This window comes from Microbacterium sp. NPDC056234 (assembly GCF_042267585.1).
Classification (GTDB): Bacteria; Actinomycetota; Actinomycetes; order Actinomycetales; family Microbacteriaceae; genus Microbacterium.
In genome coordinates this window covers 236,446-261,824 of the sequence record NZ_JBHJTE010000002.1, presented here as the reverse complement: position 1 = coordinate 261,824, position 25,379 = coordinate 236,446, and the positions used below count along the sequence as shown (strand labels likewise).

Genomic DNA, 25,379 nt, shown 5'->3' with positions numbered 1-25,379 from the left:
TGAGCGTCACAACGCGGGTGGGGATCGATGCGCCGCACGCCTTCGGGGCGCGATCGTCTCCACTGTACCGGAGGGCGAAAGGCTCCCCGTTCCGTGTGACGGCCCGCTCAGGACAGATTCACCAGTGCACTCATGTTCAGGATGCTGTAACCCACCAGACTCAGCCAGAACACGGCGACGACCGACAATCCGGTGAGCATCACGAGCGCCAATTCGCCCACGTTGCGGCGCCGCCCGATCACCCATGCAAGTGCGAACACGATGGCGGGGAAGGCCGCACCGAACACCAAAGTGATCCATCCGCTGCCGGTGAGCCCGGCCGGCCGCGACATCGTGACGATGTGCGCGATGGCGTTCCAGATGGCGTAGGCGTAGAAGAGCCCGCTGACGCCGACGACGAGTGCGGCAAGCCAGCCCGGCGTCGGGCGGTCGGGTGCCTGTTCGACGGTGTTCCCGCTCATGATCCGATCGCTCCCACCATCACGAAGGGCCAGGGCACCAGCAGAACGACACCGGCCAGGAGCAGCAGCACGCGGATCCATGCCTGCGCTCTGCGAGTCAGCACCCAGACGGTGAGCATCCACAGCGCCGGGGCCGCGACGGCCAGCACGAACCAGGGCACATACATCGCGTCCGCGACGATGAGGTTCGCGAGCGGCTTCAGATTGAGTCCGCCGATGACCCACCCCACGGCGTACAGCAGGTAGATCCCGCCGAAGATGCCCACGAACAGCAGCATCGCGGGGCTCATGGCCGCGGATGCCGCCGTATTCGCTGATGTCTCGGCCGCCGGCGCGTCGTCCGCCGGCTCGCGCTCGACCTGCTCGCTGCCCTTGCCGACAGCATTCCAGCCCTGCGGCAGTGCCGGCCTCTGCGCTGGACGATCTTCGTCGCCCTCCCACGAGAGCGCGTCGTCCGGATCCGGTGTCATATCTCCAGCGTAGCGATGCCGCGAGCCCTCCCAGTAGGCTCAGGGCCAGCATTCGATGAGGGGAAGCACACGGTGGCTGAGCAGAACAAGGAATCGGTCGGCGCATCCGCACAGGTGGGCTCGCCCGACGCCGGAGCGGATTGGACGCCGACACCGACGGCGAAGAAGCGGTCGATGACGTTCCGGTGGATCGCCCTCGCACTCTGGGTGCTCGCGATCGCCACGGAGGCGGTCGGGATCTTCTGGCTGCTGCGGCAGCGCGTCTATGTCGGCGAGGACGGCACGCTGGTGCGCGACCCCGATACCGGGCTGCTGGAGGAACAGGGCGTCACGGCGACCTTCCCGCAATGGGCGTTCATCGCACTCATCGTCCTGCTGGTGGTCATCGCCGCTCTGTCCATCGGCGGATCCCTGCTGTGGAAGAAGGCGAACCGCCTGGACCCGGCGAAGAAGTCGGACACCGTCAAGTTCTTCGTACAGAACCAGCTCGGCGTGATCATCGCGATCATCGCGTTCGTGCCGCTGATCATCCTCATCTTCCTCAACAAGGACATGGACAAGGGGCAGAAGGCGACCGCCGGGATCATCGGCATCGCCCTCGCCGCCCTCGCCGTCGTGTTCGGCATCGACTTCAACCCGCCGTCCGTCGAGCAGTACACGGCCGATCAGTCGGCGGTGATCCAGCTGCTCGGCAAGGACGAGGTCTTCTGGGTCGACGGCGGTCAGGTGTATCACGTGTGCGATGAGGTGTCCGACATCCAGACCGGCAGCGAGATCGTCTCGGGCACCACCGCCCAGGCTGTCGAGGCGGGCAAGATCCGGCTGACGCTGAAGTTCGAATCCGAGCTCGAGACCTGTGGCCTGCCCGTGCCGGAGAACGCAGACGAGATCACCGAGGCACTCCGCGCCATCCAGGGCGGTCAGGTCGACACCGTCCTGCCTGCCCCGGTGTGGGCGGAGGACATCGAGCCGCCCATCACTGTGGAGGACGCTCCGGCGGAACAGGAGTAGCCCGGACCAGCAGCACCGCAGAGAACGATCTGTGGCCCTCGAGTCCGGGCCCGATCAGGCCAGCGCCTCGACGAGGCGTTCCTCCGCCGCCGCGAGGTGCTCGGTCAGGAGCCTCGCCGCCCGCTCGCCGTCTCCGTCCGCCACCGCGGCGAGCATGGCCTGGTGCTGGTCGGCGATGGCCGCGGCATCCAGCAGCCTCCTGCCCTGCACTTGCGCCATGCACAGACGCACCTCGTCCAGGACGCTCGCGTACATCCGCGAGGTGCGCTCGCTGCCCAGCGCGTGGATGAGCGCCCGGTGGAATCGCAGGTCTGGGTCGACCGTCGCAGGGTCGGGACCGGCCGGCATCGCCAGGATCTCGGCGTTCGCCTCGGCTGCGGCGGAAGGCACCCGACCGGCGTGCGCGAGTTCGCGCAGCGCGGCGCTCTCCAGCCGGGTGCGGGTCCGGTAGACGTCGCGCACGACCTCCGCATCGATCGCGACGACCCTCGCGCTGCGGTGCGCCGTGCGGACCAGGAGGCCGGCGGAGACGAGCTGCTCGATCGCGGCCTTGGCGCTGGGCCGGGCGACGGCGTACTCCTGGGAGACTCTCGCCTCGGTCACGGCGGTGTCGGGCCGGAGATCGCCGCTGAGGATCCGGGTGCGCAGTCGCTGCGTGACCGCATCCACGACACCGACGACCTCCAAAGCGGGGCCAGGAACGTTCGACATGCGGGTCAGCTTAACGCAATCGCACCCACTCGGTACACTTGTCAGACAATCTGACGCGAAGGAGCTTCTGTGTCCACGACACTCGCCCATCCCCTCGACTCCGACGTGCTCGGACCGGACACCACGGTGACCTCGCGATCGATCGACCGGTTCGCCCGCGCGCACGACGCGTCGCACTACCTGCTGATCCCGGATGCCGTCCTCGCGCCTCAGGACGCCGAGGGCATCGCGCGCGCGTTCGAGGCGGTCCGGTCGGCCGGTCGCTCGCTGACCTTCCGCTCCGGAGGGACGAGCCTGTCCGGTCAGGGCGTCACGGGCGACATCCTCGTCGACACCCGCACGGCGTTCCGCGACATCAGGATCGAGGACGAGGGGGCGCTCGTGCGCGTCGGCCCCGGCGCGACGGTCAGGCAGGTGAACACGCGACTCGCGCGCTTCGGACGCAAGCTCGGCCCTGATCCGGCGAGTGAGATCGCCTGCACGATCGGCGGCGTCGTCGCGAACAATTCCAGCGGGATGGCGTGCGGCATCACCGAGAACTCCTACCGCACGATCGATTCGCTCGTCCTCGTGCTGCCCAGCGGCATGATCCTCGACACCGCGGCTCCGGACGCGAACGAGCGCCTCCGGTCGGCGGAGCCGGAACTGGCCGACGGCCTGCTCGCGCTGCGCGCCCGGCTGCTCGCGTCGCCGGAGGCCGTCGCCTTCGTGCGCGCGCAGTTCTCTATGAAGAACACCATGGGCTACGGGCTGAACTCCCTGCTCGACTTCGACGACCCGGTGAAGATCCTCGAACACCTCGTGATCGGGTCGGAGGGCACGCTCGCTTTCGTCGCCGAGGCTCGGTTCCGCACGATCCGGATCCGCCCGCAGATCGCGACCGGGCTGCTCGTGTTCACGACGCTCGCCGATGCGATGGCGGCCCTTCCCGGACTGGTCGATCAGGGACTCGCCACCGTCGAGCTGCTGGATGCCGCGTCGTTGCGCGTGGCCCAGGGACTCAGCGATGTCCCGGCATCCATCTCCGAGATCGCCGTCGATGCACACGCGGCGCTGCTCGTCGAAGTGCACGCCTCGGACGCCGACGAGCTCGCTTCCGCGTCGGCCGCGGCCATCGCCCGCTTCCAGACCCTCCCGCTGGCCGTCGAGCCGAGGCTGACGACGGATGCCGCCGAGCGCGCATCGCTGTGGCATGTCCGAAAGGGTCTCTACACCGCTGTCGCCGGCGCGCGCCCGTCCGGCACGACCGCGCTGCTCGAGGACATCGTCGTCCCGGTCGACCGTCTCCTCGTGACCTGCGAGCGCCTGATCGAGCTCTTCGCCGCCCATGACTACGACGGTTCGGTGATCTTCGGGCACGCGAAGGACGGCAACGTCCACTTCCTCCTGAACGAGCGCTTCGACGACGAGGAGAGCCTCGCCCGGTATCGCCGCTTCACCGCCGATCTCGTCGACCTCGTGCTCGGCCAGGGGGGCTCGCTCAAGGCGGAGCACGGCACCGGGCGCATCATGGCGCCGTTCGTGCGCCGCCAGTACGGCGACTTCCTCACGGACATGATGTGGGAGATCAAGCGTCTGCTGGATCCCGCAGGGATCCTGAACCCCGGCGTCGTCCTCTCCGACGATCCGGACTCGTATCTGTACGACCTCAAGCGCGTCCCGACCGTCGAGAGCGAGGTGGATCGCTGCGTCGAGTGCGGGTACTGCGAGCCGACGTGCCCGAGCAAGGACATCACCCTCACGCCGCGCCAGCGGATCGTCCTGCGCCGCGACATGGCGTGGGCCGAGGAGCAGGGCGACACCGCGCTGCTCGAAGAGCTCCGGGCGGACTACGACTACGAGGGCGTGCAGACGTGCGCCGTCGACGGCATGTGCGGCGTCGCCTGTCCCGTCGACATCAACACGGGCGACCTCGTGCGCCGACTGCGCGCGGAGGAGGCCTCCAGGATCGCGGACGGCGCGTGGGATGCCGCGGCGAAGAACTGGGCCGCTGTCACCAGGATCGGCGGCGTCGCGTTGAGCGTCGCGGATGCTGTGCCGGCACCGCTCGTGACCGGCGTGACCCGACTCGGCCGCGCGGTTCTCGGCGCCGACACCGTGCCGCTGTACGACGCGGGTCTGCCACGCGGCGGCACGCGTCCGGCTCGCCCCGTCGCCCCGGCGGACGCGCAGGCGGTACTCTTCGGCGCGTGCATCGGGACGATGTTCGGTCCGGAAGGCCACGGTGAGGGATCGCGGGATGCGGTGATGGCGCTGCTCGATCGAGCAGACATCGCCGTCGTCATCCCCGACGACACCGGCGGCCTGTGCTGCGGGACGCCGTGGAAATCGAAGGGGCATCTCGCCGGCTACGACCGGATGACCGACCGAGTGCTGGCGTCGCTGTGGGACGCCAGCCGTCAGGGCGAGCTGCCCGTGGTCTGCGACGCCGCTTCGTGCACCGAGGGCCTGCATGTGATGCTCGCCAAGTCCGTTGCAGAGCGACCGGAGTACACGGGGCTCGTGATCGAGGATGCGACGACCTACATCGCCAGGGAAGTGCTCCCCCGCCTGGCCGTGTCGGCGAAGCTGGACCGGATCGCTGTGCACCCGACCTGTTCGACGACCGCGCTGGGCGCGACCGGCGCGCTCACGGCCCTCGCCGCCGCAGTCGCCGACGAGGTGTACGTCCCCGACGGCTGGGGGTGCTGCGCGTTCGCCGGGGACCGCGGCATGCTGCACCCCGAGCTCACGGCCAGCGCGACGGCCGTCGAGTCCGCCGAGATCGCAGCAGCCGATGCCGAGCGGGGCGGATTCGACGCGTTCGTCTCGGCCAACCGGACGTGCGAGATCGGCATGAGCCGAGCCACCGGCAAGCCCTACCGTCACGTCGTCGAGGTGCTGGAGGAGCTCACGCGCTGAGGCATCCGTCCCTCTGATACGAAGAACGGGCGCCCCGCGAGGGACGCCCGTTCTTCGGTTCCGGAAGGGTCAGCGCGCGGCCGAGCCCTCGGTGTAGTCCTCGTCGGTCTGCTTCCACGAGAACAGCGAGCGCAGCTCGCGACCGGTGACCTCGATCGGGTGCTCCTGCTCCTTGGCACGCAGCTCCAGGAATTCGGCCGCGCCGTTGTCCTGGTCCTCGATGAAGCGCTTCGCGAACGCACCGGACTGGATGTCCGAGAGCACGCCCTTCATGTTCTCCTTGACACGAGCGTCGACGACGCGCGGACCCGAGACGTAGTCGCCGAACTCGGCCGTGTCGGAGATCGACCAGCGCTGCTTGGCGATGCCGCCCTCCCACATCAGGTCGACGATGAGCTTGAGCTCGTGCAGTACCTCGAAGTAGGCGATCTGCGGCTGGTAGCCCGCCTCGATGAGCGTCTCGAAGCCGGCCTGGACGAGGTGGCTCATGCCACCGCAGAGGACGGCCTGCTCACCGAACAGGTCGGTCTCGGTCTCCTCGGTGAAGGTCGTCTTGATGACGCCGGCGCGGGTGCCGCCGATGGCCTTCGCGTACGACAGCGCGACGTTCCAGGCCTGGCCGGTCGCGTCCCGCTCGACGGCGATGATGTCCGGGATGCCGCGACCCGCGACGAACTCGCGGCGCACGGTGTGGCCCGGGGCCTTCGGAGCGATGAGGATGACGTCGACGCCCTCGGGCGCTTCGATGTAGCCGAAGCGGATGTTGAACCCGTGCGCGAAGGCGAGGGTCTTGCCCGCGGCCAGGTTGGGTGCGATCGACTCGGAGTAGATCGTGCGCTGGTGCTGGTCCGGCGCGAGGATCATGATCAGGTCGGCCCAGACGGTCGCGTCGGCGACGTTCTTGACCGGGAACCCGGCCTCCTCGGCCTTCTCGATGGACTTCGAGCCGTCCTTGAGGGCGATGGCGACCTCGACACCCGAGTCGCGCAGGTTCATCGCGTGGGCGTGGCCCTGCGAGCCGTAGCCCACGATCGCGACCTTCTTGCCCTGGATGAGCGACAGGTCGGCGTCGGCGTCGTAGAAGATCTCAGTACTCACTTGTATTTCTCCTTGGTGGTGGTCTGGGTTGGTGTCAGCCGCGCAGGACGCGCTCGGTGATGCTCTTGCCGCCGCGCCCGATGGCGAGCAGGCCGGATTGCGAGAGCTCCTTGATGCCGAACGGCTCGAGGGCGCGGAGGATCGCATCGATCTTGCCCTTGTCGCCCGTGACCTCGATCACGACGGCATCGGCTGCGTAGTCGACGACGGAAGCGCGGAACAGGTTCACGATCTCGATCACATTCGAGCGCGTGGCGTTGTCCGTGCGCACCTTCACCAGCACGTGGTGACGCTGCACGGAGGTCGCGAAGTCGAGCTCGACGATCTTGATGACGTTGATGAGCTTGTTCAGTTGCTTCGTCACCTGCTCCAGCGGCAGCTGGTCGACGTCGACGACGACGGTGATGCGCGAGATACCCGGCACCTCGGTCACGCCCACGGCGAGTGATTCGATGTTGAAGCCGCGACGGGCGAAGAGCCCGGCGACGCGGGTCAGCAGACCTGGGGTGTCTTCCACCAGCAGGCTCAGCACGTGAGTGGACATGAGCTCACATCTCCTCTTCGAAGGACGGCGCGTGGTCGACGGCGTACTGGACGTAGCTGTTGCTGACGCCCTGCGGCACCATCGGCCACACCATCGCGTCGGCGGACACCACGAAGTCGATCACCACGGGTCGGTCGTTGGTCTCCAGCGCCAGCTTGATCGCGGCATCCACTTCCTCTTCCTTCTCCACCCGGATGCCGAGGCAGCCGTATGCCTCGGCGAGCTTGACGAAGTCGGGGACGCGAATCGTGCCGTGACCGGTGTTCAGGTCGGTGTTGGAGTGCCGTCCGTCGTAGAACAGCGTCTGCCACTGACGCACCATGCCCAGCGACGAGTTGTTGATGATCGCGACCTTGATCGGGATGTTGTTGATCGCGCAGGTGGCGAGCTCCTGGTTGGTCATCTGGAAGCATCCGTCGCCGTCGATCGACCACACCACGCGGTGCGGCTCCGCCACCTTCGCTCCCATGGCGGCCGGCACCGAATAGCCCATGGTCCCGGCTCCGCCGGAGTTCAGCCACGAGTTCGGACGCTCGTACTTGATGAACTGCGCCGCCCACATCTGGTGCTGACCGACGCCTGCCGCGTACACGGCCTCCGGTCCTGTCAGCTCGCCGATGCGCTGGATCACGTGCTGCGGTGAGAGCAGACCGTCGCTGGTGGGCTGGAAGCCGAGCGGGAATTCGTCTCGGAGCCCGTCCAGGTAGGACCACCACTCGTCGGTGTCGGGCTTGTCCGCACCCATCGTGCTGCGGAACGCGGTCTCGAGGTCGACGAGCACGTCGCGCACATCGCCGACGATCGGCACGTCGGCATTGCGGATCTTCGAGATCTCGGCCGGGTCGATGTCGACGTGGACGACCTTCGCGTTCGGCGCGAAAAGCGCCGCCTTGCCGGTCACGCGGTCGTCGAAGCGTGCACCGAGAGCCAGGATCAGGTCGGACTCCTGCAGGGCGAGCACGGCCGGGACCGTGCCGTGCATGCCCGGCATGCCGAGGTGCTGCGGGTGCGAGTCCGGGAAAGCGCCGCGTGCCATCAGCGTCGTGACGACGGGTGCGCCAGTGGTCTCGGCGAGGCTCTTGAGCTCCTCCGATGCGCGCCCACGGATGACGCCGCCGCCGACGTAGAGCACCGGCCTCTTGGCCTCGGCGAACAGGTTGGCCGCAGCCTGGATCTGCTTTCCATGCGCCTTCGTCACCGGGCGGTAGCCGGGAAGGTCGATCCTGGGCGGCCAGACGAAGGGAGCCTTGGCCTGCTGGGCATCCTTCGTGATGTCCACGAGGACGGGGCCCGGGCGCCCGGTCGAAGCGATCTCGAAGGCCGCTGCGATGGCACCGGGGATCTCGTTCACGTCCTTGACGAGGATGGAGTGCTTCGTCACGGGCATCGTGATGCCGACGATGTCCGCCTCCTGGAATGCGTCCGTGCCCATCAGGGTCGAGAACACCTGTCCGGTGATCGCGACGATCGGCACGGAGTCCATGTAGGCATCCGCGATCGCGGTGACGAGGTTCGTCGCGCCGGGACCGGAGGTGGCGATCGTGACGCCGACCCGGTTCGAGGCCGACGCGTATCCTTCGGCCGCGTGCCCGCCGCCCTGCTCGTGACGGACCAGGATGTGGCGCAGCTCGGTGGAATCCAGGAGCGGGTCGTACACCTCCATGATCGCGCCGCCGGGGATGCCGAACACATCGGTGACGCCGAGCAGTTCGAGCGACCGGACGACAGCCTGGGCGCCGGTGAGTTCTGGGGCCGCGGCCTGACGGGCCGGCGGCCGTGGCACGGCGGACACGGAATCAGCAGTCATGTTTGTTTCCTCGGATCTGATGAGCGACGTCGATATGAGGCCGACGGGCCTCGGGCGGCCAGAGAGTCAACCGGTCGTCGCTCCCTCGGCTGCGGAGCGCACGAGGGCTGCGTACTTGGCAAGAACGCCACGGGTATAGCGCGGGGGAAGCGGCTCCCAGCCAGAGCGGCGGGAGGCGAGCTCCGCCTCGTCGACGAGTAGGTCGAGAGAGCGAGCTGCGATATCGACCCGTATCAGATCACCATCGCGCACGAAGGCGATGGGACCTGCGTCCACCGCTTCGGGTGCTATGTGGCCGATGCACAGGCCGGTTGTGCCGCCTGAGAATCGTCCGTCCGTCAAGAGTAGTACATCTTTTCCGAGCCCAGCGCCCTTGATGGCTCCGGTGATCGCGAGCATCTCGCGCATGCCGGGCCCGCCCTTGGGACCCTCGTAGCGGATGACGACCACGTCACCGGCCTGGATCGCACCTTCGGCGAGGGCATCCATGGCGGCGCGCTCGCGTTCGAACACGCGCGCCGGCCCTTCGAAGACATCCGCGTCGAAACCGGCGGACTTCACGACGGCGCCTTCCGGCGCCATCGAGCCGTGCAGGATCGTGATGCCTCCCGAGGCGTGGATCGGGTTGTCGAACGTGTGGATGACCTCACCGTCGATCGGGTCCGGGTCCAGGTCGCGGAGATTCTCGGCGACGGTCTTGCCGGTCACGGTGAGAGCGTCGCCGTGCAGGAGACCTTCGTCGAGCATCGCCTTCATGATGACCGGGATGCCGCCCTGACGGTCGACGTCGTTCATCACGTACTTGCCGAACGGCTTCATGTCGGCGATGTGCGGCGTCCGGTCGCCGATCCGGTTGAAGTCGTGCAGATCCAGTTCGACCTGGGCTTCGCGGGCGATCGCGAGCAGGTGCAGCACGACGTTGGTCGAGCCTCCCAGCGCCATCGCGAGCGCGATCGCGTTCTCGAACGATTCCTTCGTCAGGATGTCCTTCGTGGTGATCCCCTGCCGGAGCAGGTTGACGACGGCCTCGCCCGAGCGGTGTGCGAACAGGTCGCGTCGACGATCCGCCGACGGCGGAGCTGCCGAACCCGGCAGGCTGAGCCCGAGCGCCTCGGCGACGGATGCCATGGTGTTCGCCGTGTACATGCCACCGCACGCGCCCTCACCCGGAGCGAACGCGCACTCGATGCGCTTGAGGTCCTCCTCGCTCATCCGGCCGGCGCGGCAGGCGCCGACGCCCTCGAACGAGTCGATGATCGTGATGTCCTTCTCGGTGCCGTCCGAGAGCTTCACCCAGCCGGGGGCGATCGATCCGGCGTAGAGGAACACGCTGGACAGGCCGAGTCGGGCGCTGGCCATGAGCATGCCGGGGATGGACTTGTCGCAGCCCGCCAGCAGCACGGTGCCGTCGAGACGTTCGGCCATGATGACCGTCTCGACCGAGTCAGCGATCACCTCGCGCGACACCAGCGAGAAATGCATGCCCTCGTGGCCCATCGAGATGCCGTCCGAGACGGAGATCGTGCCGAACTGCAGCGGGTAGCCGCCGCCCGAGTGCACGCCCTCCTTCGCTCCCTGCGCGAGCCGATCCAGACTCAGGTTGCAGGGTGTGATCTCGTTCCAGCTCGAAGCGATACCGATCTGGGGCTTGTCCCAGTCCGCATCGCCCATGCCGACCGCACGGAGCATGCCGCGCGACGTGGTGGCTTCGATCCCGTCCGTCACGACACGGCTGCGGGGCTTGATGTCGACGGATGCGTCCGTGGATTCCTGCGAGGCCATGACGGCAGTCTATTCCCGTCCGGCAGCCCGCTCCGTAGCCACCTGCGCCAGAAGCTCGGCGATCTGCTGTGGGCTCTCCACACGCAGCGTCGCCGCCGACTCCCCCGGCCCGACCCGGACGCCGAGGTCGCCGTCCTTGAGGACGCGCAGGGCGTCCTCATCCGTCACATCATCGCCCGCGAACAGGATGCCTGTGGCATCGAAGTGCTCGCGCAGAACGCCCATCGCGGCGTCCTTGCCCTCCGTGCGCGACGAGAACTCCAGAACCCTGTGTCCGGAGCGTCGACGCCAGTGCGGGAAGCGCTCGGCGACCAGCGCGTCGATCTCGGCGAAGACCGCGGCCTCGACCTCGGGCGTCGCGCGGCGGGTGTGCACGCCCATGCCGAAGGTCTTCGGCTCGAACTCAGCCCCCTCGTAGCGCGCGATGATCGGCTTCGCGGCTTCCCAGAGCTCTTCACGCGCCCCGTCCTCGGTCGCCTCGCCGGTCGACGCGGCATCCCCGGAGCCGGGGAACCAGTACTGCGCCCCGTGGGAACCGGCGAGCGCGACCGACGAATCGTCATCGTGCTCGGTGATGATGCGCAGATCGTGCATGCTGCGGCCGGAGACGAAGGCGACCTGCGTGTCGGGAAGCGCGACGAGCCGTTCGATCTGCTCCTTGACCGCCGGCAGAGCCCTGGCGGCCATCGGTTCGGGAACCAGCGGCGAAGCGACGCCGTCGAAATCGAGCGCGATCACGAGCCTGGGCGTGGTGGCGATGGCGGTCAGTGCTGCGTCGGCGGTTCCGGGCGTCCAGGTGCGGGTCACTGCGGTTTCTCCTCAGGAAGGCGGGTTTGCCCTCAGCCTCTCACGGCAGCGGCGTCTGCTTCTCCTTCGCCGCTCGCAGTGCCGCCAGGAAGGATGACGACCACGCGTTCACGTCATGCTCGAGCACGCGCTTGCGGAGCGCTCTCATGCGCTTGCCCTGCTCAGCGGCGGGCATCTGCACGGCGGTCATGATGGCGTCCTTGAGGCCTTCGATGTCATGCGGGTTGACTCGGACGGCCTGGCGCAGTTCATCGGCCGCGCCGGTGAACTCGCTGAGCACCAGGACGCCGCGGTTGTCACGCCGCGTCGCGATGTACTCCTTCGCGACGAGGTTCATGCCGTCGCGCAGTGCGGTCACGAGCATGACATCGGCCGCGAGGTACAGCGCGACCATCTCCTCCCGAGGGAACCCCTGATGCAGGTAACGGATCGCGGTGTGTCCCATGGTGTCGTAGTCGCCGTTGAGACGGCCGACCGAGAGCTCGATCTCATCACGCAGCTGCACGTACGAATCCACCCGCTCGCGGCTGGGACTCGCGACCTGGACGAACGTGACGTCCTCGACGTTCAGCGTGCCCTGTGCGACCAGTTCGGCGTACGCCTTGATGCGATGCCGGATGCCCTTGGTGTAGTCCAGGCGATCGACGCCCAGCAGGATCTTGCGCGGGTTTCCGAGGCTCTCGCGGATCTCCGCCGCCCTGGCCTGGATGTCGGGACGTGCTGCGAGCTCGATGTACGGAACGGTGTCGATCGAGATCGGGAAGGCCTTGGCGAGGACCGTGCGGGTTCCGTCCTCCTCCGGGACGGTGACGTTCGAGCCCTTGACCTCGTGGCGCAGTCGCCGACGGACCGCCGCGAGGAAGTAGCTGGCGTCCTGCGCGCGCTGGAATCCGATCACATCCGCCCCGAGCAGTCCCCGCAGCACCTGGTCGCGCCAGGGCAGCTGTGCGTAGAGACCGTGCGCCGGGAACGGAATGTGGTGGAAGTAGCCGATCGTCACGTCGGGTCGGAGCGCCCGCACCATCTCCGGCACGAGCTGCAACTGGTAGTCGTGCACCCATACCGTGCCGTTCGGTGCGACCGCGGCCGCCGCGGCCTCCGCGAAGCGGCGATTGACGGTCACGTACGCCTCCCACCATTCGCGGTGGTACTGCGGCGGCGATATCACGTCGTGGTAGAGCGGCCAGATCGTGTCGTTGGCGAAGCCCTCGTAGTACTCCTCGACCTCGTCCTCGCTGAGCGCGACAGGGATCAGCCGGAGACCGCCCGTCTCGAACGGTGCGAGTTCGAGGTCCGCCTGACCAGCCCAACCGACCCACGCCCCGTCGACCGAGTGCATGACGGGCTCGAGCGCCGCGACCAGTCCCCCGGGCGAAGTCCGCCAGATCTCCTCGCCATCCGGCCCCTGGACGCGGTCGACAGGCAACCTGTTCGCGACGACGACGAATTCCGCAACGGCCATGGAGACTCCCTCACCCTGATCGGTCTCTCCAGAGTAGCCGGATCGCACCGGAGGGCTCGGGCGGCGCCGTCACGCCCCCGCGCGAGGTGTCCGGCGCGGATCGCTGAGGAACCAGTTCGCGATGCCCGCCATCAGCACGACGGCTGCCGCGCCGGCCGGCAACAGCAGCGCGGCGCCCGTGCCGAGGGACTCCGCGACCTCGCCGGTGATCGCGGATGCCGCGGCCTGGCCGACCACGACCCCTGACCCGAGCATCGTCATGACGGTGGCAGAACGGCCCAGCGGGCTGCGGGCTGCGCCGAAGCTGTACTGCGTGACGAGTGTCGGGCCGATGCCGATCCCCATGATCGCCAGCGCTATCAGCATGGTCTCGACCGAGGAGGCGGAGGCGACCAGCAGCGTGCCGAGGAAAAGGATTCCGCTGAACACCAGCCAGCGGGCTCGCAGCGTGAATCGAGGAGGCAGCCACGCGACGCCGAGCGCCAGCGCCGCCGAGCCGATGCCCATCACTCCGTAGAGAAGACCGGCTTGCTCGGCATCCCCTCGGTCGGCCATGAAGGAGGTGAGAGAGGTCAGCATCGCACCGAAGAAGAGCCCGACGCCCAGGATGCCGAGGACCACCACGAGCAGTTCAGGACGGAACAGCTCGGAAGCCTTCGACGGCGCCGAACCGTCGGCGTGCCGCTCGGCGGAGATGTGGCGTGCTGTGGGGTGCAACGCGAAGGCGCCGACGAAGACGAAAGTGAGGGCAGCGGCGCCCACCAGCGGCGCCCACGGGGCGATGGCCGACGCGAGCACGCCCACCAGGAACGGCCCGAACACGAAAACGGTCTCATCGGCTGCCGACTCGTAGGAGAACGTGCCCGAGATGGTCTTGGTCCGGGTGCTCTCCGGCATCCGCTCGGAGATGATCGCGACCAGACGCGAACGCGACATCGGCGACACCTGCGGCGCCGAGGCCCCGATCAGCAGCGCCGCGATCAGCAGGATCGGGTCCGCGGCCGGGCTGTACACGACCCAGGCGAACACGGCGAGCATGGTGCCGTTCACGACCGCGGAGATCATCAGCACGACGCGCTGGCCGTAGCGGTCGGCCGCAGCACCGAGCAACGGGCCGACGACGGCGGTGCCGAGGCCGACGGCTGCGGAGGTGAGCCCGCCGAGCGCGAGCGAGCCGCGGGCGGAGACGACGACCGTCAGGACGCCGACCACCATCATGGCGAACGGCAGGCGCGCGATGAAGGCGATGATGAAATACGGCAGGCCGGCAAGGCGCAGCAGGCTGGGGGCCGCGGCAGAAGGGGTGTGTGTCTGGGTCATGGCTCTCGCGCGCCCGTGGACGCGGGGATCGGGTGCCGCCGCTTTCCGCCGGGATGCCGACGGCCGGTAGATACACAACTGGGACGCCGAAGCGCCGACCACATCTTACCCGCGAGCACCTGAACGAAACCAGGGGCCCCTTCCCGCGTAGCTCGTCGACTACCGTTGAGCCATGCGCTACCTCTTCAGCACCGGACTTGTCGCAGCGATCTCCGCTGGTGTCTCACTGCTACGCGGCACACGCGCGGAACCTGTGACCTGGCGGGCGGTGCTGTCCTGGGTCAGCTGGGGCATCACGATGGCACTCGCCGTCGGAGCCGTGGTCGATATGAACCGCGAGCGCCGCGGCGTGCTGGTCGATGCCGACTCGCCCCAGTCCGTCAAGAAGGCGAAGAAGGCCCAACGACTGCAGTTCCGGTCGCAGAAGGCTCTCGCGGACGCGCAGGATCACGCGAAGGACCGACGCTGACTGCCCCTCATCTTCCGGGGTGAGGTCCGGGCCTCGCCCGGCGGGTGACACCTCGGTGCGTCAGAGCGTCAGGATGAGCGCCTCCCCCTGACCGCCGCCTCCGCACAGCCCGACGGCGACCGTCCCCGATCCCCGGCGCGCGAGCTCATGCGCGAGATGCACGACCAGGCGATTGCCGCTGGCGCCGATCGGATGCCCGATCGCGATGCCGCCGCCATGGATGTTGACGATGTCGCTCGAGACCCCCAGCTCGGTCTGGGACCGCGCGACGACCGCACCGAACGCCTCGTTGATCTCGACGAGATCGAGATCGGCCGGAGTGATGCCCTGCTTCTCGCACGCCTTCTCGATCGCTCGTGCGGGCTGCGCCTGCAGGGAGTTGTCCGGGCCGGCCGTCTGTCCACTCGCCCCGACGACCGCGAGCACTGTCCAGCCGTGGGCGTCGGCGTTCTGCCGCGTCGTGACGACGACCGCCGAAGCGCCGTCGGAGATCTGTGAGGAATTGCCCGCGGTGATCGAGCCGCCGTCGGCGAAAGCCGCGCGCAGCCCGGCGAGCGTCTCGACGGTGGTCTGCGGACGCACACCCTCGTCCTTCGAGACCACGATCGGTTCTCGGCGACGCTGGGGCACCTCCACCGTCACGATCTCCGCCTCGAAGACCCCGGCATCCTGCGCTGCGGCGGCCCGCTGGTGGGACGCCGCCGCCACCGCATCCTGCGCCTGCCTCGTGAGTTCGTACCTGGCATTGTGACGCTCGGTGGAGGCGCCCATGCTCTCGCGGTCGTACGCATCGGTGAGTCCGTCGAAGGCCATGTGGTCGAGCACCTCGACGCTGCCGTAGGTCCACCCGTCCCTCGAGCCCATCAGCAGGTGCGGCGCGCGGGTCATCGATTCCATACCGGCGGCCACGACGGTGGTCGCATCGCCCGTGCGGATCATCCGCGCGGCGTCGATGATCGCGGTGAGTCCGGAGAGACACACCTTGTTCACGGAGTGCGCCGGGACGTCCCAGCCGATGCCGGCGCCGATCGCCGCCTGACGTGCGGCGTTCTGCCCGGAGCCTGCGGCCAGGACCTGCCCGACGATGACGGCGTCCACGTCGCCGGCGTCCACAGCACCCTGCGCGAGTGCGCCGCGGATCGCGAATGCCCCCAGCTGCGGAGCCGTGAACGAAGCGAGCTGCCCTTTGAGTCGACCCTGCGGGGTCCGGGCTGCGGCGACGATGACGATGTCGGTCATGAGAGCTCCTTCAGGTCCGGTGAGATGACGAGCGCCGGTTCGGTTGCGTCGATGACATCCTGCACCGAGATGCCCGGCGCGGTTTCGACGAGCACGAGCCCGTCCTGAGTGATGTCGATGACGGCGAGATCGGTGATGATGCGATCCACCACCCCTCGTCCCGTCAGCGGCAGCGAGCATTCGTTCACGATCTTGGCCGAGCCGTCCTTGGCGACGTGCTCCATCAGCACGATGACGCGCCCCGCGCCGTGGACGAGGTCCATGGCGCCTCCGGGCCCCTTGACCATCTTCCCCGGGATCATCCAGTTGGCCAGATCACCGGATGCCGAGACCTGCATGGCGCCGAGGATCGCGGCGTCGATCTTGCCGCCGCGGATCATGCCGAAGCTGGTCGCCGAATCGAAGAACGCGGATCCTGGCAGCACCGTGACGGTCTCCTTCCCGGCGTTGATGAGGTCGGGGTCGACGGCATCCTCCGTCGGGTACGGGCCGACGCCGAGGATCCCGTTCTCGGACTGCAGCACGACGGTGACGCCGTCCGGTACGTGGTTCGGTACGAGCGTCGGCAGGCCGATTCCGAGGTTGACGTACGAGCCGTCCTGCAGCTCGGCGGCGGCGCGCGCTGCCATCTGATCTCTGGTCAACGCCATGTCAGGCTCCTTCCTCGGCAGCCGGAACCGTGACGGTGCGGCGCTCGATGCGCTTCGGGATGTCCGTGCCGACCTCGACGATGCGATGGACGAAGACTCCCGCGAGATGGACGCGATCAGGGTCGATCTCGCCCGGTTCCACGAGCTGCTCCACCTGGGCGATGCAGATGCGCCCAGCCATCGCGGCGAGCGGATTGAAGTTGCGGGCCGCCTTGGTGAACACGAGATTGCCGTGCCGGTCGCCTGCCGCGGCGTGCACGAGCGAGAAATCGGTCGTGATGGCATCCTCGAGCACGAATTCCTTCGGTGCCCCTCCGACGTCGAACGTGCGCACGTCCTTGCGGGGTGAGGCGACAGCGATCGTGCCGTCCGAGTTGTAGCGGCGCGGCAGTCCGCCCTCGGCGACCTGCGTTCCGACGCCCGTCTGCGTATAGAACGCCGCGATCCCCGAACCGCCCGCGCGCAGCTTCTCGGCCAGTGTGCCCTGTGGTGTGAGTTCGAGTTCGAGTTCGCCGGAAAGGAACTGCCGCTCGAACTCCTTGTTCTCACCGACGTAGGACGAGGTCATCTTGCGGATGCGGCGAGCGCCGAGCAGGACGCCGAGGCCCCAGTCGTCCACGCCGCAGTTGTTGCTGACGACGCTGAGATCCGTCGTTCCCCGCTCCAGCAGCGCCTCGATGAGGGCGATCGGATTGCCGGACAGCCCGAAGCCGCCGACAGCCAGAGATGCGCCGTCGGGGATGTCTGCCACGGCGTCCGCCGCCGAAGCCCATTGCTTGTCGATCACTCATCACTCCTTCGTGGGTGTCCTTCCAGCATCCGCCTGTCGCGTCCGGTTCTGAAGGGGGGTGCTTGCCATGTGGTCGAATGCGCGGGTAGCGTCCACTATGTGGAACCCACGACGGTGCCCGGTGCACAGGCGGTGGCAAGGGCCGCGCATCTGCTCAGACTGGTGACCGCTAGTGGCGACCTGGGCGGCAGCCTTCAGGAACTCGCACGGGCGGCGGAGCTGTCACGGTCCACCGCCCATCGGCTGCTATCGGCGCTGCGCGCGGAGGGTCTTGTCGATCAGGACGATGCGACGTCGCGATGGATGCCGGGGCCGGAGCTGTATCTCATGGGCACCGTGGCAGCCGCACGGTACGACATCACGGCACTGGCCAGGGACATCGTCCGCTCGCTGGCAGTGAAGACCGAGGAGAGCGCGTTCCTCTCGGTGCGCCGCGCCGATGAGACGGTCTGCCTGCTGCGCGAGGAGGGAGCGTTCCCCATCCGCTCGTTCGTCCTCAGCGAAGGCGTGCGCTTCCCCCTCGGCGTCGCCAGTGCCGGACTCGCGATCCTGGCTTTCCTCCCTGACCACGATGTGGATGCCTACCTCGATCGCCACCCCGACCTGGCCGATCGCTGGGGCCGTTCGCACCGGGAGAAGCAGCTGCGGACCAGACTCGGCGAAACCAAGGAACGCGGTTATGCGATCAACCCGGGGCTGATCGTCGAGGGCAGTTGGGGCATCGGGGCCGCGGTCTTCGATCGACAGGGGCGGCCGGAGTGGGCGCTCAGCCTCACCGGGGTCGAGTTCCGGTTCGGCCCCGACCGCATGGCCGAACTCGGACGGACGCTTCTCGCGCACGCGCATCAGCTGTCATCGCGCATCGCCAATGCTCGGAGGTAACCGAGGAGGTTGCATACCAACGGGTATATACTTGACGGTATGAATCGTTCCGACGTCGTCCCCTCCATCGTGTTGTCGGCGCACGCGCTGGCTCGTATCGCGGCACAGGATGCCAAGAACGAGGCACCCTCGGCGCAATGGCGCGTACTCAGCATCCTGGAGCGCGAAGGCGGCATCCGGCTCGGCGCTCTCGCGAGAACGGCCCGAACGACGCAACCAGGGATGACACGGCTGATCGGCGATCTCGAGCGGGCCGGTCTCGTCGCGCGCGCCGGCGACCCGGTCGACTCGCGAGCCACCGTGGTGAGCATCACGACAGCCGGACAGGAGGCCGTTCGTGCGTGGCGTGCCGAGTTCCGCAGGACGCTCGAGCCACGATTCGTGGATCTCGAGGATGCGGACTGGCAAGTGCTGTCCCGCGCAGCGGAGATCCTCGCGGCGCACACCGCCGCGTCCACAGGCACGAAGACAGGAGACAGCGAATGAGCACCGCGAAAGCGACCGGATCCGTATGGCACCAGCCCGCGCAGGTGTGGGCGGTGGCATTCGCCAGCGTCGTCGCGTTCATGGGCATCGGACTCGTGGACCCGATCCTCCCGGCGATCGCGGAGTCGCTCGAGGCGACCCCGACCGAGACCGAACTGCTGTTCACCAGCTACCTGCTGATCACCGGCCTCGCGATGCTCATCACGAGCTGGATCTCCAGCCGCATCGGCGCCAAAGCGACGCTGCTCATCGGACTCGCACTGATCGTCGCCTTCGCCCTCGCGTGCGCACTGAGCGGCAGCGTGGACGCGATCATCGGTTTCCGCGCCGGGTGGGGTCTGGGCAACGCTCTGTTCATCTCCACCGCGCTCGCGACGATCGTCGGCTCGGCGTCCGGCGGGAGCGCAGCGGCCATCGTGCTGTACGAGGCCGCGCTCGGGCTCGGCATCGCGATCGGTCCGTTGCTGGGTGGCCTGTTGGGCGAACTCAGCTGGCGCGGCCCGTTCTTCGGCGTCGTGGCCCTCATGGCGATCGGATTCATCGCGGTGCTGACCCTGCTGCGCCCCGGTACCGAGAAGCGCGAGCCGGTGCCGTTCTCCGCTCCGTTCAGCGCGCTCGGTCGCCCGGCGCTCGCGATCCTGGCTGTGGCCGCATTCTTCTACAACATCGGCTTCTTCGTTCTGCTGGCCTTCTCCCCGTTCCCCCTCGGCTTCGGCGCCATGGGCATCGGCTTCACCTTCTTCGGATGGGGCCTCGCGCTGGCGGTCACGAGTGTCTGGGTGGCGCCCTGGATGATGCGTCGGATGCGCCGCACCACGATCATCCTGACGATCCTGCCGCTGCTCGCCACGGATCTGATCGTCGCCGGTCTCGTCGCGGAGACCCCGTCGTTCCTGGTCGCCTGCATCATCGTCGGCGGACTCCTTCTCGGCATCATGAACACCGTCCTCACCGAAGCAGTGATGGAAGCGACCGATCTGCCGCGCTCCGTCGCCTCGTCGGCATATTCGTCGGTTCGTTTCATCGGCGGCGCGGTCGCTCCCCCGGTCGCCGCGCTGCTGTGGCACCAGTTCAACGCGACGGTCCCCTACCTGTTCGCCGCGGCCGCCGTGCTCATCGCGACATTGACGATCTTCCTGGGCCGACGCGTGCTCGCACACATCGATGATGAGCCCGAGGATGCCGCGGCGGAGGATGCCGAGGCGATCCTGATCGGCGACGCCGCCTGAGCCGCAGCGGCGGCCACCCCGCGGGTACGGTATCCGTATGAGCGATGCGACCCGCCTGCCCGAACGCTCCCGCCTTGTGCTCCAGCACCTCGCGGATGCCGGCGTCGACGTCGAGATCCGCGTTCTGCCGGACTCGGCCCGCACGGCACCGGAGGCCGCAGCAGCGATCGGCTGCGATGTCGCCGCGATCGCGAACAGCCTCGTGTTCGTCGCCGATGGGGAGCCTGTGCTGATCATGACCAGCGGGGGCCACCGGGCAGACCCGTCGATCCTGGCCCAGCAGATCGGCGTCGGCGAGGTCACGATGGCCCCGGCATCCGTCGTCCGCGAGGCCACCGGCCAGGCGATCGGCGGCGTCGCGCCGGTCGGGCATCCGGCTCGGCTGCGCACCTACGTCGATGAGGCGCTCGAGGTGCACACCGAGATCTGGGCCGCCGCCGGTCACCCGCACACCGTGATGCCGCTGACCTTCGAGCTGCTGCGTGCCCTGACGGGCGGGCAGGCCATCGCCGTCGCCTGACGGTGACCGCGGTCGACGACGAGAACACCGACCTTCTCGCTCGACCACGACCTCGATACCCGCTGCATCCCGGCCCCAGCACCTCGCCGCGCTTATGCAGCGCTCGAAGCTCACAGTGCACTCTTAGGTTCAGAGTGCAAACTTGCATTTCATGAGCGATAGTGCAGATTCATTGCGGGATCAGCGGAAGCGCGAGACCGCTCGGGCCTTGACCGAGGCCGCTCGTCGACTGACGACAGCCCATGGGTTCGCCGGCTTCACCGTCGAGGAGCTGTGTGCCGACGTGGGTGTGTCCCGCCGGACGTTCTTCAACTACTTCGAGAGCAAGGAGAACGCCGTCTTCGGCTTCGCTCTGATGGATGACGCCGAGCACGCGATCGCCGAGGACTTCGTCTCCCAGAGCGGAGACATCGTCGACGACTTCGCGGCGATGCTGACTCGGCGTTGGACGCTCTTCGATCCGATCGCCGAGGCCCCGGCCGTCCTCGCCATCGTCGAGGAGGAGCCCCGGTTGCTCAAGGCGGCTTTCGCGCACCTCGCAGAGAACGAGCGCAGGGACGTCGAACTCATCCAGCGTCGTATCGGCGACACCGATGGCTCCCGCGTCCACGCTGAGGTCATCGTGCAGGTGTTCGGCGCGCTCGTCAGGCTTTGCCTGGACGAGCTGCTGCACCGGCACTCCCCCGATTCCTTCAACGATCTCCTCACCCGAAGACTCGAGATCGCCCGTTCCACCCTGACCTCGTCACAGAAAGCCGACTGATGTCCGCCACCACCACCACGGATGCGCCTTTCCTGCTCACGAAGCGGCGCATCTGGATCATCTTCAGCGCCCTCATCGCGGGCATGCTGCTGTCCAGCCTCGATCAGACGATCGTCTCCACCGCCATGCCCACGATCGTCGGTCAGCTCGGCGGCGTGGACCATCAGGTCTGGATCACGACCGCCTATCTGCTCGCCACCACGATCGTCATGCCCATCTACGGCAAGTTCGGCGACGTGCTCGGTCGGCGCAACCTCTTCCTCGTCGCGATCGCCCTGTTCACTCTGGCCTCTGTCGGATGCGCCTTCGCCACCGACTTCTGGATGTTCGTCGTCTTCCGCGCGATGCAGGGCCTCGGCGGCGGTGGATTGATGATCCTGTCACAGGCGATCATCGCCGACATCGTGCCGGCGAACGAACGCGGAAAGTACATGGGCCCGCTCGGCGCCGTGTTCGGCCTGTCTGCCGTGGCCGGGCCGCTGCTCGGCGGCTTCTTCGTCGACCACATGACCTGGCAGTGGGCGTTCTACATCAACATCCCGGTCGGCATCGCCGCCTTCATCATCGCGCTCGTCGCGCTGAAGCTGCCGAGCAAGAAGGCCGACAAGCCGATCGACATCCTCGGAGTGATCTTCCTGTCGATCGCCACGACGTGCCTCATCTTCTTCACCGACTTCGGCGGCGACAAGGAGTTCGGATGGGACTCGCTCGCCACCTGGGCGTGGGGCGCCGGACTCGTGGTCGCTGCGACCGCCTTCGTCGTCACCGAATCGCGCGTGCAGGACCCGATCATCCCGCTGAGCCTGTTCCGCAATCCGATCTTCGTGAACGCGACCGCGATCGGGCTGGTCCTCGGCATCGGCATGTTCGCCGCGATCGGGTTCGTCCCCACGTTCCTGCAGATGTCCTCCGGCACGTCGGCCGCGGCATCCGGTCTGCTCATGATCCCCATGATGGTCGGCCTGATGGGCACATCGATCGGGTCGGGAATTGCGATCTCCAAGACCGGGAAGTACAAGATCTACCCGATTCTCGGCACGATCATCACCGGTCTGGCCATGGCCGCGTTCACCACGCTCTCCGCATCGACACCGATCTGGCTCATCTGCGTCTTCCTGTTCTTCTTCGGCGCAGGACTCGGCCTCATCATGCAGGTCGTCGTCCTGGTCGTGCAGAACGCCGTCCCCGCGAGCGAGATCGGCACGGCCACGAGCACGAACAACTATTTCCGCGAGGTCGGCGCGTCGCTGGGCACCGCGGTTTTCGGAACGATCTTCACGACCAGGCTCACAGAGAACCTGCTGGGCGTGTTCGCCGAGGCAGGAGCATCACCGGATGCCGCGTCGCAGGCCGCGTCCACGATCGACCCGGCGACTCTGAGCACTCTGCCTGATGAAGTCCGCGACGGCATCGTGACGGCCTACGCGGATGCCCTGGCGCCGGTGTTCTGGTACCTCATCCCGTTCGTCCTGCTGGCGCTCGTGCTCTCGCTGTTCCTCAAGCAGATCCCGCTGTCGGACCAGGCGGGCCTCGTCGCACGAGGGGAAGCGATCGGCGGCGACGAGGCGGAGCGGCTGGAGGCCGAGCTGCGCGGCGGTGGCGCGGGCGCCGCCACCGCTTCGGGCTCGGATGCCGTCAGCGACGACACCGGGACCGTGCCCGTCGCGCGCTGACCGCGAACGATCCGCCACCGGGCCCACCGTCGAATGAGACGGTGGGCCCGTGCGTCGATCTCACGAGCCTGCGAGCGGAATGCGGATGACTCGGTCATCATCTGTGTGCGGGTCTCCGCGACCGTCGGTGTTGTTCGTGATCACCCAGAGTGCGCCATCCGGGGCGACGACGACGTCCCGCAGTCGCCCGTATTCACCGACGAAACGGTCCATGGAGGCCGCAGAGTCGGACAGCGGGACTTCGCGCAGTCGCTCGCCACGCAGGTTGGCGACGAAGACGGTGTCTTCGACGATCGCGATGCCACTCGGGCTGGCGTCCGCCGGCGCCCACTGCGCGAGCGGATCGATCCGTCCCGATAGATCCGCCGCGCCTTCGGCATCCGGCCATCCGTAGTTGCCGCCGGGCTCGATGAGGTTGAGCTCGTCCCAGGTGTCCTGCCCGAACTCGCTCGCGTACAGCAGACCGTCCTCGTCCCAGGTGAGCCCCTGAGGATTGCGGTGACCATAGCTGTACACGGCGGATCCGGCGAACGGGTTGTCGTCCGGGATCGCCCCGTCCGGTGTGATGCGGAGGATCTTTCCCGAGAGGGAGTCCAGATCCTGAGCGGCGGAGCGGTTCCCGGCGTCTCCCGTCGTCACGTAGAGCATGCCGTCCGGACCGAAGGCGATGCGCCCGCCGTTGTGGTTCGTCCCCGCCTCGATTCCGGCGACGAGCGTCTCCGCGGAGCCGAGTCCGAGTTCACCCGCACGACCGGTCAACTCGTAGCGATCGATACGGTTCTCCTGCTCGGCGGTGAGATACACGTACAGATGGCCGTCGTGAGCCGCGATGCCCAGGAGCCCTCCCTCACCACGCGGCTGCACATCGGCGATGGTGCCCACCTCCCGCAGGGCGCCGTCACCGCCGATCTCGAGGATGCGCGCCGACTCGCGTTCGCTCACCAGTGCCGCATCCTCGTGGAACGTGAGGGACCACGGTACGTGCAGACCGTCGGCGACGATCGAAACGGGTCCGGGAGTCGCCGCGACGCCGTCCGCAGGAGCGCTCGTATGCGTCGGCGTGGCCGGAGTCCGGGTCTCCACGGCCGGGGTGCAGCCCACCGCGACGATCATGACGGCCAGGAGCGCGATGACGCCGGAAACCCGCACCTGTCGAACGCGTCTGATGATCTTCATCGTCGAGAACCTCCCGCCGTTTTCGGCGAAGCGCTGACAGAGCAGAAAAGCCCCAGATGACTGGCGAGAGTCTTCTGAGGCTGATCCGTGCACCCCCTGGGACTTGAACCCAGAACCCACTGATTAAGAGTCAGTTGCTCTGCCGATTGAGCTAGAGGTGCGTTGCCGGTCTTCCCCGGCCGAGGAATTACGTTACCAGGTTGTCGCCCGCAAATGAAATCGAGGCCGACATGGCTAGGGAGAGCCTGTGAAGAGCCCGCCCGCGCCGGACTCGGCCGCACCCTGACGACTATTCTGAGGGGGTGACCGACTCCGTTTCTGCCGCCGATCTCCGGGGCGATCTCGAACTCGCCCTCCGTCTCGCGCAGGCCGCCGATGAGCAGTCCCTGCCGCGTTTCGACGCCGCCGATCTCGAGGTCTCCCGCAAGGCGGACCGATCCCATGTCACGGACGCCGACCTGGCCACAGAGCGTGCGATCCGCGGCATCCTCGCGGCCGAGCGTTCCGACGACGGCATCCTCGGCGAGGAGTACGGCACGGAGGGCTCAACGCACCGCCAGTGGATCATCGATCCGATCGACGGCACGGCGAACTTCCTGCGGGGTGTGCCGCTGTGGGGCACCATGATCGCGCTCGCGATCGACGGCGTGCCACAGGTGGGCGTCGTCAGCATGCCGGCGCTCGGACGCCGCTGGTGGGCGGCCTCGGGGCTGGGCGCCTGGACGGGCACCGCAGCAGAACCGCGCGAGCTGCGCGTCTCATCCGTGGACGCCCTCGACGATGCCAGCGTCAGCTTCCAGAGCATCGGGCAGTGGGCGGATGCCGGAAAGCTCGACGACCTCATCCGCCTCGCGGCGCGCGTCTGGCGCGACCGCGCCTACGGTGACATCTACGCGTACATGCTGCTGGCCGAAGGCCGCATCGACATGGTCGCCGAGTTCGACGTGAAGGAATACGACATCGCCGCCGCCGTGCCGATCGTGCGCGAGGCAGGCGGACGCATGACCTCCTACGACGGAGTCGAGACGCTGTCAGCGCTTTCGACACTCGCCACCAACGGGGTGCTGCACGATGCGTTCCTCGAGCTCCTGCACCCTTCCGACTGACGCCCACCCGACAAGGCCCGTG

General features: G+C 67.8%; 24 protein-coding genes and 1 tRNA gene. 10 read left to right on the top strand and 15 right to left on the bottom strand.

Annotated elements, in window-relative coordinates; genetic code table 11:
- Positions 1–107: 107 nt before the first annotated feature.
- Positions 108–461 carry a hypothetical protein gene (locus ACFCYE_RS07080; protein ID WP_376177529.1) on the bottom strand — a complete coding sequence of 118 codons (354 nt, stop codon included), beginning with the start codon at positions 459–461 and terminating at the stop codon, positions 108–110.
- Positions 458–931 carry a hypothetical protein gene (locus tag ACFCYE_RS07075; protein ID WP_376177528.1) on the bottom strand — a complete coding sequence of 158 codons (474 nt, stop codon included), beginning with the start codon at positions 929–931 and terminating at the stop codon, positions 458–460. The genes ACFCYE_RS07080 and ACFCYE_RS07075 overlap by 4 nt, the downstream gene beginning before the upstream one ends.
- A gap of 72 nt (positions 932–1,003) precedes the next feature.
- On the opposite strand from ACFCYE_RS07075, the gene ACFCYE_RS07070 reads away from it, so the two are divergent.
- Positions 1,004–1,942, top strand: a complete 939-nt coding sequence (locus ACFCYE_RS07070; protein ID WP_376177526.1) for a hypothetical protein — start codon at positions 1,004–1,006, stop codon at positions 1,940–1,942.
- 54 nt (positions 1,943–1,996) lie between these two features.
- Here the strand turns inward: ACFCYE_RS07070 and ACFCYE_RS07065 are convergent, their stop codons facing one another.
- The gene (locus ACFCYE_RS07065) at positions 1,997–2,653 is read right to left on the bottom strand and encodes a GntR family transcriptional regulator (protein ID WP_376177525.1); all 657 of its coding nucleotides are present in this window, start codon (positions 2,651–2,653) and stop codon (positions 1,997–1,999) included.
- Between the two features lie 69 nt (positions 2,654–2,722).
- On the opposite strand from ACFCYE_RS07065, the gene ACFCYE_RS07060 reads away from it, so the two are divergent.
- On the top strand, positions 2,723–5,554 hold the full coding sequence (locus ACFCYE_RS07060; protein ID WP_376177524.1) for an FAD-binding and (Fe-S)-binding domain-containing protein: 2,832 nt from the start codon (positions 2,723–2,725) through the stop codon (positions 5,552–5,554).
- 69 nt (positions 5,555–5,623) lie between these two features.
- Here ACFCYE_RS07060 and ilvC read toward each other — a convergent pair whose 3' ends face one another.
- From ilvC to ACFCYE_RS07025, 7 genes are all read right to left on the bottom strand, one after another.
- Positions 5,624–6,652, bottom strand: a complete 1,029-nt coding sequence (gene ilvC / locus ACFCYE_RS07055) for a ketol-acid reductoisomerase (RefSeq protein WP_376177523.1) — start codon at positions 6,650–6,652, stop codon at positions 5,624–5,626.
- A 34-nt stretch (positions 6,653–6,686) separates the two neighbouring features.
- Entirely contained in the window at positions 6,687–7,196 is a 510-nt protein-coding gene (gene ilvN, locus ACFCYE_RS07050; RefSeq protein WP_264157600.1) for an acetolactate synthase small subunit, read from the bottom strand.
- Positions 7,197–7,200: 4 nt separating this feature from the next.
- Complete coding sequence (locus tag ACFCYE_RS07045) at positions 7,201–9,003, bottom strand: acetolactate synthase large subunit (RefSeq protein ID WP_376177521.1); 1,803 nt, start codon at positions 9,001–9,003, stop codon at positions 7,201–7,203.
- Positions 9,004–9,069: 66 nt separating this feature from the next.
- Positions 9,070–10,785 (bottom strand): dihydroxy-acid dehydratase, encoded by a 1,716-nt coding sequence (gene ilvD, locus ACFCYE_RS07040; protein WP_376177520.1) that lies wholly within the window; start codon positions 10,783–10,785, stop codon positions 9,070–9,072.
- A 9-nt stretch (positions 10,786–10,794) separates the two neighbouring features.
- Complete coding sequence (gene otsB, locus ACFCYE_RS07035; RefSeq protein WP_376177518.1) at positions 10,795–11,592, bottom strand: trehalose-phosphatase; 798 nt, start codon at positions 11,590–11,592, stop codon at positions 10,795–10,797.
- Positions 11,593–11,632: 40 nt separating this feature from the next.
- Positions 11,633–13,054, bottom strand: a complete 1,422-nt coding sequence (locus tag ACFCYE_RS07030) for a trehalose-6-phosphate synthase (protein ID WP_376177516.1) — start codon at positions 13,052–13,054, stop codon at positions 11,633–11,635.
- A gap of 69 nt (positions 13,055–13,123) precedes the next feature.
- Positions 13,124–14,374, bottom strand: a complete 1,251-nt coding sequence (locus tag ACFCYE_RS07025) for an MFS transporter (protein ID WP_376177515.1) — start codon at positions 14,372–14,374, stop codon at positions 13,124–13,126.
- 172 nt (positions 14,375–14,546) lie between these two features.
- Here ACFCYE_RS07025 and ACFCYE_RS07020 point away from each other — a divergent pair, with 172 nt between their 5' ends.
- Positions 14,547–14,843 carry a hypothetical protein gene (locus ACFCYE_RS07020; protein ID WP_376177513.1) on the top strand — a complete coding sequence of 99 codons (297 nt, stop codon included), beginning with the start codon at positions 14,547–14,549 and terminating at the stop codon, positions 14,841–14,843.
- A gap of 60 nt (positions 14,844–14,903) precedes the next feature.
- On the opposite strand, the gene ACFCYE_RS07015 is transcribed toward ACFCYE_RS07020, so the two are convergent.
- The 3 genes from ACFCYE_RS07015 to ACFCYE_RS07005 are packed head-to-tail and all read right to left on the bottom strand — an operon-like array spanning position 14,904 to position 17,519.
- Positions 14,904–16,082 carry an acetyl-CoA C-acyltransferase gene (locus tag ACFCYE_RS07015; protein ID WP_376177512.1) on the bottom strand — a complete coding sequence of 393 codons (1,179 nt, stop codon included), beginning with the start codon at positions 16,080–16,082 and terminating at the stop codon, positions 14,904–14,906.
- Positions 16,079–16,732 (bottom strand): CoA transferase subunit B, encoded by a 654-nt coding sequence (locus tag ACFCYE_RS07010; RefSeq protein WP_376177510.1) that lies wholly within the window; start codon positions 16,730–16,732, stop codon positions 16,079–16,081. The genes ACFCYE_RS07015 and ACFCYE_RS07010 overlap by 4 nt, the downstream gene beginning before the upstream one ends.
- A gap of 1 nt (position 16,733) precedes the next feature.
- Positions 16,734–17,519 (bottom strand): CoA transferase subunit A, encoded by a 786-nt coding sequence (locus tag ACFCYE_RS07005; RefSeq protein WP_376177509.1) that lies wholly within the window; start codon positions 17,517–17,519, stop codon positions 16,734–16,736.
- A 102-nt stretch (positions 17,520–17,621) separates the two neighbouring features.
- On the opposite strand from ACFCYE_RS07005, the gene ACFCYE_RS07000 reads away from it, so the two are divergent.
- The 6 genes from ACFCYE_RS07000 (at position 17,622) to ACFCYE_RS06975 (ending at position 23,075) form a co-directional block, all read left to right on the top strand.
- Positions 17,622–18,404, top strand: coding sequence for an IclR family transcriptional regulator (locus ACFCYE_RS07000; RefSeq protein ID WP_376177508.1), 783 nt, complete (start codon positions 17,622–17,624; stop codon positions 18,402–18,404).
- 39 nt (positions 18,405–18,443) lie between these two features.
- Positions 18,444–18,890 (top strand): MarR family winged helix-turn-helix transcriptional regulator, encoded by a 447-nt coding sequence (locus ACFCYE_RS06995; protein ID WP_376177506.1) that lies wholly within the window; start codon positions 18,444–18,446, stop codon positions 18,888–18,890.
- Positions 18,887–20,119 (top strand): MFS transporter, encoded by a 1,233-nt coding sequence (locus ACFCYE_RS06990; RefSeq protein WP_376177504.1) that lies wholly within the window; start codon positions 18,887–18,889, stop codon positions 20,117–20,119. The genes ACFCYE_RS06995 and ACFCYE_RS06990 overlap by 4 nt, the downstream gene beginning before the upstream one ends.
- 37 nt (positions 20,120–20,156) lie before the next feature.
- Positions 20,157–20,639: a YbaK/EbsC family protein gene (locus tag ACFCYE_RS06985; RefSeq protein WP_376177503.1), complete on the top strand. Its 483-nt coding sequence runs from the start codon at positions 20,157–20,159 to the stop codon at positions 20,637–20,639.
- A 151-nt stretch (positions 20,640–20,790) separates the two neighbouring features.
- Positions 20,791–21,402, top strand: a complete 612-nt coding sequence (locus ACFCYE_RS06980) for a TetR/AcrR family transcriptional regulator (RefSeq protein ID WP_376177501.1) — start codon at positions 20,791–20,793, stop codon at positions 21,400–21,402.
- A complete protein-coding gene (locus tag ACFCYE_RS06975) occupies positions 21,402–23,075 on the top strand; it encodes an MDR family MFS transporter (RefSeq protein ID WP_376177500.1) in 1,674 nt (557 codons plus the stop codon). The genes ACFCYE_RS06980 and ACFCYE_RS06975 overlap by 1 nt, the downstream gene beginning before the upstream one ends.
- A 60-nt stretch (positions 23,076–23,135) precedes the next feature.
- Here ACFCYE_RS06975 and ACFCYE_RS06970 read toward each other — a convergent pair whose 3' ends face one another.
- Both ACFCYE_RS06970 and ACFCYE_RS06965 read right to left on the bottom strand, forming a co-directional pair.
- On the bottom strand, positions 23,136–24,251 hold the full coding sequence (locus ACFCYE_RS06970; RefSeq protein ID WP_376177499.1) for a PQQ-dependent sugar dehydrogenase: 1,116 nt from the start codon (positions 24,249–24,251) through the stop codon (positions 23,136–23,138).
- A gap of 88 nt (positions 24,252–24,339) precedes the next feature.
- Positions 24,340–24,412, bottom strand: a tRNA-Lys gene (locus ACFCYE_RS06965).
- Positions 24,413–24,553: 141 nt separating this feature from the next.
- Between ACFCYE_RS06965 and ACFCYE_RS06960 the strand changes: the two genes are divergently transcribed.
- Positions 24,554–25,357, top strand: coding sequence for an inositol monophosphatase family protein (locus ACFCYE_RS06960; RefSeq protein ID WP_376177497.1), 804 nt, complete (start codon positions 24,554–24,556; stop codon positions 25,355–25,357).
- Positions 25,358–25,379 lie beyond the last annotated feature (22 nt).